Genomic DNA, 12,003 nt, shown 5'->3' on the forward strand with positions numbered 1-12,003 from the left:
GCTCGGGCGGTTCGCGGCGGTTTGGGCGGGGCAGCGTTTGCGGCTTTTTTCAGACTTTCCCAGTCGGCACCACCAAGGATCTGATCCCACTGTGCATCCAGTCGTTCCATTTCGAACTGACACTGCTGATATAATGTTTTCATCTCCTCCAGCTTATCGCAGGAATCCGTCTTATACTGATCCATGATGTGATTCATAACCACATCACACGCTTTGATCTCTTCCCGAAGTGCATCGACATCCACATCTTGTGGAAGGAGCTGCATTTTCATTACCTCCGGGATCTCAATCTCCACGGCAGCATTGATCTGAAATTCATTACCATCCGCCGCCAGTTCCTCTCCGGAAGCAAGCTGCGATACATGCACCGGATTGTCTCCCCGCATCTGAATCCTTGCAACAAGACTAAGACCGGACATTTTCCCTTCCAGACCGGCTTTTCGACGCTGTGCCTTCCGGTATGTATCAATGTCTTCCTGCGTTACCGGCATCATCTGCTGCAGTCTGTCTGCTGCAGACTCCCGGTTGATACGGATCCGGTCCGCCTGTTCATACTGCCGCAGGAGTGTAACCTGATTTCTCTGTTCCTTCAAGGCTTGTGCCTGTGCGATCTGTTCGGAAAGCTTGGGCCACTCCTGTAAAACGTTCTCCATTTCGCGGATACGCTCCGTCTGATCCGTCAGCTTCTCTAATAAAATACGGCGCGTCTTAAGTGCTGTGCGAACACCGGAAAATTCCTCCTTCTCCGCTGTCCGCAGCTCCTTTTCCTTCTCCAGGCTGCGGATCCGGTCGGTGATCTCCTCGCAGGTTTCCTCGTCCGCCTCTGCCTTCCGCAGTTTTCCGCGAACCTCCTCCATCTCATAATACGCCTGCAGGATGAGTCCGACTTCTTTCTTCCATTTGTTATGGATACCTCTTTTCACGCCACCCTCCGGCAGCTCCATCCGGTCATCCCAATGGGCATTATATTGTGTAAGTCTCTGTTCAATCTGCTTTTCCAGTTCATCCAATGCAACGCCACCGGTCTCTAAAGCGGCACGGTTTAATACCGAAAACAACGTTTCCCTCGTCTGCTGCAGCTTATCCTTTGTCGCCTTGTCGCGGTTTAAGCCTTCCATAATGCTCTTCACGCAATTTAACTGTCTCTTCTGGGAAGCGAAAACAATTTCCCCGTAAATTCCTTCCTGATAGGGAAGCGTATCCCGAAGATATTGTTTTAACGCATCCGGATCCCTGATGAGCGTTCCATCCGGCAAAGTCAGACGGCAGATTCCTCCCTTTTTCTCCCATTCCTTCCGGATGCAGCATTCGCCCTCTTCGTCTTCAAAGACCAGAGCACCATCAATCACATCTCCCGCACGTCCCGTTGTTTTCTGCGGAAAATATCTGGCAATAAATTCCTTGTCACTTCTGGTATCCAGTTTCACATCCTTGAACAAAAGATAATAGATCAGATCGACCATCGTGCTTTTGCCCTGTTCATTGTCACCCACGATCAGATTCAGACCATCACCAAACTTGATCGTGGAAGCCGGATCGTTCCTATTCAGCCCGGCAAACTGATCACATTGTACTTCCTTTAGTTTCATAATCCTCCTTACTGCCGCGCCGGTTATTCCCGGCTGCATTCCTGCAGCAGTTCATATGCCATCTGCAGTTCCGTCTGATCCCCCTGAAGCGCCTCCATAAGCTTAGCCGCAAAGCTGCTCTCCGCAAATTCTTCCCGCACCCGGTCTAATGTAATCTCTTCGTGCAGTTCATCGTCCTGAAGCTCCCAGGATAAGAATCTGTCGCAATATTTCTTATACAGCTCCTGCCGTCTGCTGTATTCCTCGCTAAGCACGCTTCCGGTGACTGTGAGACGCACAACAGACTCCGCTTCTAACGGATCCAGCTTTTCCTGCAGAAGTGCTTCCAGAGAATCCCCCTCTGCCGATGAAACCCGCACTGCAATATCATAAAAGAAAATCGTTCCACTCTGATATTTCTTCGCAGACACCTGCGCTTTGTCTCCCTGCTTGTCAACAGAAATAATAAAACCATATCCACGGGTATTATTATGCAGATCCGTCTGCGCATGCGTTCCCGCATTAAATATACGGTATCCGCCAATCTCTTCGTCCTCTGAAAGTCCGCCCGGATACGGTATATGTGTGTGTCCGACCAGCCATACGTCCATTGGGATCGCCTGCAGCTCCGGCTCTGTCATCAAAAAATACTCTTTCTGCATATCGGGTGTAACACCCTCAATCGCACCATGCGCCATTCCAACGTTGATCTGTCCGCTTTTCAGGACACTCATTTTCTTGATCCACCCCAAATTATTCTCTCGGGAATGCTTCGACCGGCAAAACGCCGGATAAATAACGACGGTCTCCTCCGCAATTTCAATCGGGTATGGCTCAAACCGATCCAGTCGGATAATGTTATTGTCACATGTTCGCAGAGCATCATCAAAATCCTTCCAGACCTTTTCCTCTCCGGTATAATAATCGTGATTGCCCGGAAGCACCAGCACTCTGCCTGCAAATCCCGCCAGAATACGCACGACCCTTTCTACATCCGACTTACGGATACTGCTGCAATTGTCGAAAAGATCTCCGGTCACTGCAAAGATATCGCAGCCCTCCTGCTCCGCCTTCTCAACCATCTTCTCAAAGCATACAAAACGGTTATCCACAAGCCTGTCGCGGATCTCCGGATATCTGTCGTACTTTTTGCCAAAGTGGTTGTCGCCGGTTACAAAAATTTTAATCATAGCTTCCTCCTGTCCCCTGCATGATCTGTCTGTGTATATAGTATAAAAAAACACCCGTTTGTGCAAGTACAAACGGGTGCAAAAAAGAGCTTTCCGATTGTTCGGAAAGCTCTTTAAAATCCAGTTTGATACAAGTCGGATCAAAGATTACTCGATGATTGTAGCAACCTTTCCAGATCCTACTGTACGTCCACCCTCACGGATAGCGAAGTTAAGACCCTGCTCCATAGCGATTGGGTGAATGAGCTCTACAGTAAGCTCTACGTTATCGCCTGGCATACACATCTCAACACCATCAGGAAGGTTACATACACCTGTTACGTCAGTTGTTCTGAAGTAGAACTGTGGACGATAGTTATTGATGAAAGGAGTATGACGACCACCCTCCTCTTTCTTCAGTACGTAAACCTGAGCTGTGAACTTCTTGTGGCAAGTAGTTGTACCAGGAGCTACAAGTACCTGACCTCTCTCGATATCCTCTCTCTTGATACCACGAAGAAGAGCACCAATGTTATCACCAGCCTGAGCCTCATCAAGAAGCTTACGGAACATCTCGATACCAGTTACAGTAGTCTTCTGAACCTCTTCCTTAACACCGACGATCTCAACTTCCTCGTTGAGGTGGAGAACACCACGCTCTACTCTACCGGTTGCAACAGTACCACGACCGGTAATTGTGAAGATATCCTCGATAGGCATCAGGAATGGCTTATCTGTAGCACGCTCTGGATCTGGAATGAACTCATCAACTGCATCCATGAGCTCCATGATCTTGTCGCCCCACTCACCGTTTGGATCCTCAAGAGCCTTAAGAGCAGAACCCTTGATGATTGGGCAGCCTTCGAAACCATACTCCTCAAGTGCCTCGGTTACTTCCATCTCTACGAGCTCGATCAGCTCCTCATCGTCAACCATATCACACTTGTTAAGGAATACTACGATATAAGGTACGTTTACCTGACGGGACAGAAGGATATGCTCCTTTGTCTGAGCCATAACACCATCAGTAGCAGCTACTACGAGGATAGCACCATCCATCTGGGCAGCACCAGTGATCATGTTCTTTACATAATCAGCATGACCTGGGCAGTCAACGTGTGCGTAATGTCTCTTCTCTGTCTGATACTCAACGTGAGCAGTAGAGATTGTGATACCACGCTCTCTCTCCTCTGGAGCCTTATCGATATCTTCAAAGTTCTCAGCTGCGTTACCTGGAACTCTTGCAGCAAGTACCTTTGTGATAGCAGCAGTAAGTGTTGTTTTACCATGATCTACGTGACCGATGGTACCAATGTTACAATGGGGTTTGGTTCTTTCAAACTTTTCTTTAGCCATTTTTAATTATCCTCCTTAAATTCATACGACTCATAGTCTGCCCATCACGGACAAATTTCACGCTATGGGCATTATTATATTGCACTTTCAAGGAATTTTCAAGTGCTTTTTATACTATGAGACACATTTTTAATAACATTTTCTAATTATTATTTGTCTTTAGAAGCAAGCACTTTGTCCTGAACATTCTTAGGACACTGCTGATACTTCTCAAAGAACATTGAGTAGTTACCACGTCCCTGTGTGCTGGAACGAAGCTCTGTTGAGTATCCGAACATCTCAGCAAGCGGTACGAATGCACGTACAATCTTTCCACCACCGATATCGTCCATACCCTCGATCTGACCACGCTTAGCGTTCAGACTTCCGATAACATCGCCCATGTACTCCTCAGGCATTGTTACCTCGACCTTCATGATTGGCTCAAGAAGAACAGGATTACCCTGCTTCATAGCGTCCTTGAATGCCATAGAACCGGCAATGTGGAATGCCATCTCGGATGAATCGACCTCATGGTAAGAACCATCCCAAACGTTAGCATATACACCAAGCACCGGATAACCACCAAGGATACCTGCCTGAGCTGCTTCCTCGATACCCTCGCCAACTGCTGGGATATACTCCTTAGGAATTGCACCACCGACAACGGTAGACTCGAACTTGAATGTCTCCTCACCGTTCGGATCCATTGGCTCAAATTTAACTTTACAATGTCCGTACTGACCACGTCCACCGGACTGCTTAGCATACTTACTGTCGATATCAACAGCCTTAGTGATTGTCTCCTTGTATGCTACCTGTGGAGCACCAACATTTGCTTCTACCTTAAACTCACGAAGGAGACGGTCTACGATAACTTCCAGATGAAGCTCGCCCATTCCGGCGATGATTGTCTGACCGGTCTCTGAATCTGTGTGAGCACGGAATGTAGGATCCTCTTCTGCAAGCTTTGCAAGAGCCTCACCCATCTTACCCTGATCGTTCTTTGTCTTAGGCTCGATAGCAAGCTCAATAACCGGCTCAGGGAATTCCATAGACTCAAGGATTACCGGATGCTGCTCATCACAGATAGTATCACCTGTTGTGGTAATCTTGAAACCTACTGCTGCAGCGATATCACCGGAATAAACCTTGTCGATCTCGCTACGGCTGTTTGCGTGCATCTGTACGATACGTCCGACACGCTCTTTCTTATCCTTTGTCGCATTCAGTACGTAAGAACCTGAGTTCAGTGTACCGGAATAAACACGGAAGAATGCGAGCTTTCCTACGAACGGATCAGTCATGATCTTGAATGCAAGTGCTGCGAAAGGCTCGTCATCAGATGACTTACGAACAACGTCGTTTCCTTCCTCATCAACACCTGTGATATCAGGGATATCTGTTGGTGCAGGCATGAACTCGATAACGCCATCGAGCAGCTTCTGAACACCCTTGTTCTTGTATGCGGAACCGCAGTATACCGGAACTGCCTCACAAGCAATTGTTCCCTTACGGAGTGCTTTCTTGAGCTCATCGATAGATGGCTCCTCACCCTCAAGATACTTCTCAAGGAGATCATCGTCTAACTCGCAAACCTTCTCGATAAGGTTGTCATGCCATTCCTGTGCAAGATCCTTCAGATCGTCAGGAACCTCTGTGATCTCAATGTCAGTACCCTCATCATTCTTATAATAGTACGCATCCATCTCGAAAAGATCGATCAGACCGATAAAGTCATCTTCCTTACCGATTGGAATCTGTACTGGGATAGCATTCTTGCCCAGACGATCAATGATTGTCTGAACAGACATGAAGAAATCAGCACCCATCTTGTCCATCTTATTGATGAATGCCATACGTGGTACATTATATGTGTCTGCCTGACGCCATACGTTCTCTGACTGTGGCTCAACACCTGCCTTAGCATCAAACACACCGACAGCACCATCCAGTACACGCAGTGAACGCTCTACCTCTACAGTAAAGTCTACGTGACCCGGAGTATCGATGATATTGATACGATGCTCTAATGCACCAGCCTTTGGTTTATGATGATCCTCAAGTGTCCAGTGACATGTTGTAGCAGCGGAGGTAATTGTAATACCTCTCTCTTTCTCCTGCTCCATCCAGTCCATCGTAGACGCACCATCATGAGTCTCACCAATCTTATAATTTACACCGGTATAATAAAGAATACGCTCTGTCAAAGTGGTCTTACCCGCATCGATATGAGCCATGATACCGATATTTCTTGTTCTGTCAAGTGGATATTCTCTTCCAGCCAAGGTCGTTTACCTCCTCTATGAATCTTACCAGCGATAATGTGCAAATGCCTTGTTTGCCTCTGCCATTTTGTGCATATCTTCTTTTCTCTTAACGGCAGCGCCAGTATTGTTTGATGCATCAAGAATCTCGTTAGCAAGTCTCTCTTTCATTGTCTTCTCGCCTCTCTTGCGTGAGAACAGAGTAAGCCAGCGAAGAGCGAGTGCCTGTCTTCTGTCAGGTCTAACCTCGATAGGTACCTGATAAGTAGCACCACCAATACGTCTTGCCTTAACCTCAAGCTGTGGCATGATATTGTTCATTGCCTCCTCGAATACTTCGAGCGCGTCCTTACCGGACTTCTCAGCGATCTGCTCAAATGCACCATAAACGATCTTCTGAGCAACACCTTTCTTACCATCTAACATGATATTGTTGATCAGCTTTGTAACTACCTTGCTCTTGTAGACAGGATCTGCTAATACATCTCTTTTCTGTATATGTCCTTTACGTGGCACGTTACTTCCCTCCTTAATATTATTTGACAATACTACACAGCCGACACTGCATCAGCGTATTGCCATCATTAATTCATCGGTACTCACGAATTTCTGTGTCCGCACCAGGTTAATCAGTAAAAATTAATCCGGCACATCCCCAAATTAGTGAATGATTACTTCTTAGGTCTCTTTGCTCCATACTTAGAACGGCCCTGCTTTCTGTTTGCAACACCGGCTGTATCGAGTGTACCACGGATAATATGATATCTGGTACCTGGCAAATCCTTTACTCTTCCGCCACGGATGAGTACGACACTATGCTCCTGAAGGTTATGACCCTCACCCGGAATATAAGTTGTAACCTCGATACCGTTTGAGAGACGAACTCTGGCGGTCTTTCTAAGAGCTGAGTTAGGCTTCTTAGGTGTAGCAGTACGAACTGCAGTACAAACACCTCTCTTCTGTGGAGAACTCTGAGCTACTGTCTTCTTGTTCAGAGAGTTGTAGGTGTACTGAAGTGCAGGAGAATTAGACTTCTTTGAAGAAACCTTTCTTCCCTTTCTTACTAACTGGTTAAATGTTGGCATTAATTTTCACCTCCTGTGATCATAATAAAAATACGCAAAAAAGTACGCGAAAAACACGCACTTGTTCAGTATATGCCCACCGGAAGGGTTTGTCAAGCACTTTTCCGGCTATTTTTGTAATTTCTGAGAGAAGTCACAAACATAGAAATCGGAGAAGTCTGTTGCATGTATCATCAGATCATTTATTTCAACTTGATCTCCTGAATCGTGCTGTCATTAAACAGGTAATAATGATTCCTGCCATTGCCGCGGAAGAAATAATCAACGCCTTCTTCCACCGATGCATGAAATCTCAGCACACCATTCAGCCGGAACACCCCGCATTCCTTTGCGGAATAAAACAGGATCTCATTCCCATCAAGCTGAATATCATTATAATCGTTTGCGAAATCAAACGATGAAGTCTTATTTCCTTTGGTATTGTAAATGTCCATATGATACGGAGTTTTCTTACTGCCCGTATCCAACACCAGCCCGATCGCGCTCTTATTATAGAAAACACTCTTGATATTCTTTCGCACCTTTTTCCGGACGATCTGCTTGGGCTGCTTCATTCCTTTCCAGATATAAAAGCCGCTGTCCGCAAAAAGAACCACCTGATCGTCCGACAGAAAATGTACATCCGTCACAAGCGATTTCTGATAATTCTTCGCTCCGACAATGCAGTCGGAATTCTTTCCGACATCCGAGAAGTTATAAAATACAACGCGGCTCTCTGCCGTCCCGTTCACGACACAGATATAGGAAGCAACCACGCTCGTACCGTCCGGCGAGATCGCCATACAGACCGGATAACCGTCATCCACATTGGTCGGAATCTTCACAAGCAGCTTCGAGGAGACATCGTAGGGATTGTAAATATTGATCATATCCGAGGAACTGTCCTCCAGCAAAAGCGCCGCGAGTCCCTGCTTCGATACATCCGCCTGCTTGATCTCATAATCTACCGACAGCTCTGTTGCTTCATGCTTGCCATTGTAGATCACCGCATCCTTGCCACCAATATCTGCCACAAGGATATATTCGCCTCTGATCACAACTGATGGGTTACTCATTTCGTAACTTCCGGTCCAGAGTGTTTTCCCTTCCATATCCACACCTGAGATTCCGTCCTTGCTGTACTTGATCAGCGAGTCATCATTATTGATATAGCGCTCCGTTCCCGCGTCCTGTCTCTGCGTCTCCTTCAGGACTTCATATTCTGTATATTGCTTATTGATATATCCGTTGATCAGAAGAATAAAGATTCCCACTGCCACAACAACGCTGGCAAGACAGATCACAATGAACATTCTGTTATGCCACAGGGAAACCTTTGCCTCTGCCGGATTCATTTCATCAGACATAGTTTTGCTCCAATCTAAAATAAGTGATAGCCACTTGGACTACCACTTATTTTACATAACTTTCATCGAATATACAACACCCGTTTTATTTTCTGCACTCTCCCCGGACATCTTATTTGTAATCCGGAAGAACGATGCACTGCCCCTCATAAATTGCATCGGCATCCTTCAGACCGTTTGCCTTTTTGATCTTTTTCTCATAGGAAAGATCATGGTACTGCCGCCAGACGATCTGCGATAGCGTATCGCCCTTTCGCACAATGTAGCTCTGCGTCCCGCTTCCGATGCTTGTTTTCTTTGCACGGCTGCCGGCTGACTGCTTGCTTTCCGTCCCTGCCGCACTTTTTCCTGCTCCGGTCGGCTTTTGATCTGTCCCATTTTCAGGACTCGTCTTTGTATCAATTTCTTCCTTATCCTGCTTGTCCGCACCGCTTTGCGCTGTCCCTGCATTCTCGTCTCCCTGTTGTACAGCTTCACCAGCCTGCTCCGTTGTTTTTCTCCGCGATGATGCATCCGTCGTCTGTACCGATTCAGCACTCTGTCTCGGAATCTCCTTCACAGTGTCCTCGGTATTCTGCGCCTGTCTTGACATGGCGGCCACATCCTCCTGCTGCTTTCCGACGTATTCTGTCAGCGTATCTACTGTCTGTTCCATTTTCCGGATCCGTGCCGTGCTGTCCAACATCGTATGTACACCGAACAGCAGGGCGATTCCGGCCGCCACCGCTCCGCAGTATGCCAGAAGCTGCATGTTCTTCTTGTGCTCCTCCTTTTCCTCTATCACATGACGCATCGATACCGTTACGGTATCCTTATAGTCTCCGTCGATACTCTCCGGTTCTGTGCTGTCAAGCATAAAATTCTGCATCTGCGGATTTTTTTCGAAATACACATAATAGCCGGACATTTCCTTTAGCATGCTCCTCTGCCACAGAAAGATTTTTTCTTCCTTCTCGCTTAAATCCCACAAGAATAAAGTCCTGTTCTCTCTGGCAAATTCCTTTTTCTGGAGACGGCGCACCTGACTGTCCACATTACTGCTCCACATCGGAACTCCGCACGCCCATCCGAGCACCTGCGCCTCCGGAAAATTTTCAGCAATGCTCTGGTGCACCTGATCCCAGGTTTCTTGTTCGATACCGCCCTTTTCCAGAATTTTCTCCTCTTCAAGAGCCATCGCTCCATACAGAAAGACTGCTTCCTTTGCTTCCTGTTCCCCATACTTTCCTAGCAGAAGAACAACCACCGGCTCCTGCGCATGGACAAAGCATTGCTTCAGATAAGTGATCACATAGTCCTCCAGATATATCTTCTGTCCCGGAAGTGGGACACCTATCTGGCGGACATTTTTCGGGTATTTATTGTATTCGTAAATATTTTTTTCTTCTTTTGCACCGTTTGTTGTCTCCTCCATCACCTTACACCTCACTACGTTTTCCCTGATTTTCATCCGTTCTGATTACGGAATTTTCAGTTGTAACTATAGCACTTTGCCGGTGATGATTTCTGTCGAAGCAATGTGCTGTTTTCGGATATCACAGGAAACATTTCGACATGCCGTTCGAAAAATGAAGGTTTAGTTTTTCCTCTGCCGGGCATACTTATAACAATCAACGCAAATCAAATATATGGAGAAACAATTACTATGACAAATACAACACTTTATTTTACACCTGCTGCCGCAAAGAGCCAGAACAAATTCTGCAGTGCTCTTTCTCAAATGATCGCTCAGGTTCATGACCGCCCGATCGTCTTTCTATGTATCGGCTCAGACCGTGCGACCGGAGATTGTCTCGGACCGATCATCGGCGAGCAGCTTTCCTCCGTTCTGTCAGCAGGAAACCGCAGAAACGGCAGCCAAAAACAAAAAGCGGCTGTATACGGAAGTCTGCGTCATACCGTGCATGCCGGTAATCTGTCAGATACTCTCTCTTCCATATATAACCGCTATTCAGATCCTTTTATTATTGCGATCGATGCGTCGCTTGGTGTTTCGGAGCACATCGGCTTCGTCACTCTCGGTACCGGTAGTCTCCGTCCCGGCATCGGTGTCAGCCGCAGCCTTCCCGCCGCCGGCGACATCCACATCACCGGTATTGTCAATCACTCAGGAAGCAATAATCATCTGACGCTGCAGACAACAAAGCTTCTGACGGTCGCCGAGCTTGCCGGCTTCATCACACAGGGGATCCTGAACGCATTACATGTCCGTCCTTCCCTCCAGAGCCCGCAGAAGCGTCACCTCATCGATATACTCTAAATCGCCGCCCACCGGAACGCCGCTTGCAATTCGGCTGACCTTGATCCCGGTCGGTTTCACCAGCTTACTAATGTAAGTCGCCGTGGCATCGCCTTCCAGATTCTTGTTGGTGGCAACAATCACCTCATCGACGTCCTTCTGCAGACGCACCATCAGCTCGCGCAGCCGGATATCGGCAGGTCCGATTCCAAGCATCGGCGAGATTGCCCCATGCAACACATGATAAACACCGTCAAACTTGCCGGTTTTCTCATAGGCTGCCAGATCTCTGGGATTCTCTACTACCATGATCACACGATGATTCCGCTTATCGCTGGCACAGATCGGACACAGCTCCTGATCGGTATATGTACAGCACTCCTTACAGTAGTGTACATTCTTCTTGGCATTTGTCATCGCCTGAGAAAGACTTGCCACTTGATCCTCCGGCATATTGAGTATATGAAATGCCAGACGTTGTGCTGACTTGGCACCGATTCCCGGCAGTCTCGATAATTGTTCTACAAGAGTCGTAATCTGACTGCTGTATACATCCATTTTGGTCACTTTCCCTTCGGTTTTCTATGCTTTCATGTACTTCTGCCTATGTTATTCACATGTCCTGAAATCCAAATTAAAACAATCCGCCGCCGAGTCCGCCAAGACCACCTGTGAGCTGCTGCATCATCTGAGTATTCTCCTCATCCATCTTACGAAGTGCCTCGTTGGTTGCTGCCACGATCAGATCCTCGAGTGTCTCGATATCGTCCGGATCTACAACCTCCTCAGAAAGCTTTACGGAAATCACTTCCTTTTTGCCGGATACCTTAACGGTAACAACTCCACCGCCGGCAGATGCCTCGAACTCCTTCTCTTCCATCTCCTTTGTTCTCTCTTCCATCTGACGCTGCATTCTCTGTGCCTGCTTCATCAGATTATTCATATTTCCCGGCATTCCGCCCTGAAATCCACCTCTTTTTGCCATAATTAAAAT

At 47.2% G+C, this 12,003-nt stretch carries 11 protein-coding genes; 1 reads left to right on the top strand and 10 read right to left on the bottom strand.

The genetic code is table 11. The features are described from left to right. From ACZLMD_RS08215 to ACZLMD_RS08250, 8 genes are all read right to left on the bottom strand, one after another. Positions 1-1,589, bottom strand: a 1,589-nt coding sequence (locus tag ACZLMD_RS08215) for an AAA family ATPase (RefSeq protein ID WP_489495526.1), incomplete at its 3' end; no start/stop codon positions are given. A gap of 23 nt (positions 1,590-1,612) precedes the next feature. Next, positions 1,613-2,758: a metallophosphoesterase family protein gene (locus ACZLMD_RS08220; protein ID WP_482522093.1), complete on the bottom strand. Its 1,146-nt coding sequence runs from the start codon at positions 2,756-2,758 to the stop codon at positions 1,613-1,615. Positions 2,759-2,905: 147 nt separating this feature from the next. Further along, a complete protein-coding gene (tuf, locus tag ACZLMD_RS08225) occupies positions 2,906-4,093 on the bottom strand; it encodes an elongation factor Tu (protein WP_022305280.1) in 1,188 nt (395 codons plus the stop codon). A gap of 149 nt (positions 4,094-4,242) precedes the next feature. Next, entirely contained in the window at positions 4,243-6,360 is a 2,118-nt protein-coding gene (gene fusA, locus ACZLMD_RS08230) for an elongation factor G (protein WP_118560772.1), read from the bottom strand. A gap of 24 nt (positions 6,361-6,384) precedes the next feature. After that, a complete protein-coding gene (gene rpsG / locus ACZLMD_RS08235) occupies positions 6,385-6,855 on the bottom strand; it encodes a 30S ribosomal protein S7 (RefSeq protein ID WP_022305278.1) in 471 nt (156 codons plus the stop codon). A gap of 155 nt (positions 6,856-7,010) precedes the next feature. Continuing rightward, the gene (gene rpsL / locus ACZLMD_RS08240) at positions 7,011-7,424 is read right to left on the bottom strand and encodes a 30S ribosomal protein S12 (protein ID WP_022305277.1); all 414 of its coding nucleotides are present in this window, start codon (positions 7,422-7,424) and stop codon (positions 7,011-7,013) included. Between the two features lie 182 nt (positions 7,425-7,606). Further along, the gene (locus ACZLMD_RS08245; protein WP_118560768.1) at positions 7,607-8,770 is read right to left on the bottom strand and encodes a DUF5711 family protein; all 1,164 of its coding nucleotides are present in this window, start codon (positions 8,768-8,770) and stop codon (positions 7,607-7,609) included. A gap of 112 nt (positions 8,771-8,882) precedes the next feature. Then, positions 8,883-10,184 carry a LysM peptidoglycan-binding domain-containing protein gene (locus tag ACZLMD_RS08250; RefSeq protein ID WP_158577212.1) on the bottom strand — a complete coding sequence of 434 codons (1,302 nt, stop codon included), beginning with the start codon at positions 10,182-10,184 and terminating at the stop codon, positions 8,883-8,885. Positions 10,185-10,415: 231 nt separating this feature from the next. Between ACZLMD_RS08250 and yyaC the strand changes: the two genes are divergently transcribed. Next, positions 10,416-11,030 (top strand): spore protease YyaC, encoded by a 615-nt coding sequence (gene yyaC / locus ACZLMD_RS08255; protein ID WP_022305273.1) that lies wholly within the window; start codon positions 10,416-10,418, stop codon positions 11,028-11,030. Here yyaC and recR read toward each other — a convergent pair. Further along, on the bottom strand, positions 10,971-11,567 hold the full coding sequence (gene recR, locus ACZLMD_RS08260; protein WP_455057361.1) for a recombination mediator RecR: 597 nt from the start codon (positions 11,565-11,567) through the stop codon (positions 10,971-10,973). The genes yyaC and recR overlap by 60 nt on opposite strands. 76 nt (positions 11,568-11,643) lie before the next feature. Further along, positions 11,644-11,994, bottom strand: a complete 351-nt coding sequence (locus ACZLMD_RS08265) for a YbaB/EbfC family nucleoid-associated protein (protein WP_022305271.1) — start codon at positions 11,992-11,994, stop codon at positions 11,644-11,646. Positions 11,995-12,003 lie beyond the last annotated feature (9 nt).

This window comes from Jutongia sp. (assembly GCF_057878315.1).

Excerpts from the sequence above, each read along its gene's own strand:
- ACZLMD_RS08250 (WP_158577212.1), bottom strand. The coding sequence starts at position 10,184 with ATGGAGGAGACAACAAACGGTGCAAAAGAAGAAAAAAATATTTACGAA.
- rpsL (WP_022305277.1), bottom strand. The coding sequence starts at position 7,424 with ATGCCAACATTTAACCAGTTAGTAAGAAAGGGAAGAAAGGTTTCTTCA.
- ACZLMD_RS08265 (WP_022305271.1), bottom strand. The coding sequence starts at position 11,994 with ATGGCAAAAAGAGGTGGATTTCAGGGCGGAATGCCGGGAAATATGAAT.
- yyaC (WP_022305273.1), top strand. The coding sequence starts at position 10,416 with ATGACAAATACAACACTTTATTTTACACCTGCTGCCGCAAAGAGCCAG.
- ACZLMD_RS08220 (WP_482522093.1), bottom strand. The coding sequence starts at position 2,758 with ATGATTAAAATTTTTGTAACCGGCGACAACCACTTTGGCAAAAAGTAC.
- tuf (WP_022305280.1), bottom strand. The coding sequence starts at position 4,093 with ATGGCTAAAGAAAAGTTTGAAAGAACCAAACCCCATTGTAACATTGGT.
- recR (WP_455057361.1), bottom strand. The coding sequence starts at position 11,567 with ATGGATGTATACAGCAGTCAGATTACGACTCTTGTAGAACAATTATCG.
- ACZLMD_RS08245 (WP_118560768.1), bottom strand. The coding sequence starts at position 8,770 with ATGTCTGATGAAATGAATCCGGCAGAGGCAAAGGTTTCCCTGTGGCAT.